Genomic DNA, 623 nt, shown 5'->3' with positions numbered 1-623 from the left:
ACACCTAAAGCTAATGATTCAATTGATTGCATGACTATCCTTGTACGTATAACGCTTTGCTAAGCGGCTAAAAAACGTTGGCTAAAATTTGCGAGGAACGAGCACAGCCAACTGTTTTGTGTCCGTTTAAGCAACTTGTTATATTTAATTCTCTATGTACTTAAACGCGAGGGGTTATAGTCGGTTTCCTGAGACTCTAATAAGGTACCTTTTATCAGTATCCCCTTTGAATTTAGAATTATTAAAACTCCATTGATTAAGAGCCTTTAAAGATTTCTTTATTAGTTCTTTTGATTCTGGGTGGCTTGAATCTACAAGCTTTACATTTTTTACTTTTATTAGCATTCCTTCGTATCCAAGTTCAGCAGAAAAATCAACCCAAACCTCTTCGTTATAATTTATTCCTTTTGTTCTTATTGGAAGAAGCTTAATAATGGTTGATTTAGCTGGCAGATTTATTAATGTAGTTGTATTAGTTTCTTTTTCGATAGTTTTACACCCAGCAAAGAATAATAAAAAAATTGATAAAAACAATAACCTCACATTGTGCTCCTTAAATATAACGCCTCATTAAGAGGCAAAAAATTGTTTGCTAAAATGTTGAGGCACGAAACAGCAAACTG

At 33.2% G+C, this 623-nt stretch carries 1 protein-coding gene; it reads right to left on the bottom strand.

The window, feature by feature from the left end; translation table 11 throughout:
• Nucleotides 1-174: 174 nt before the first annotated feature.
• Nucleotides 175-543, bottom strand: a complete 369-nt coding sequence (locus CWS31_RS17370) for a hypothetical protein (protein WP_101344005.1) — start codon at nucleotides 541-543, stop codon at nucleotides 175-177.
• Nucleotides 544-623: the final 80 nt, after the last annotated feature.

It is taken from the genome of Colwellia echini, from assembly GCF_002843355.2.
Classification (GTDB): domain Bacteria; phylum Pseudomonadota; class Gammaproteobacteria; order Enterobacterales; family Alteromonadaceae; genus Colwellia; species Colwellia echini.
Note: the sequence above shows the minus strand (reverse complement) of the source record. Positions and strands in the feature narration are given on the sequence as shown.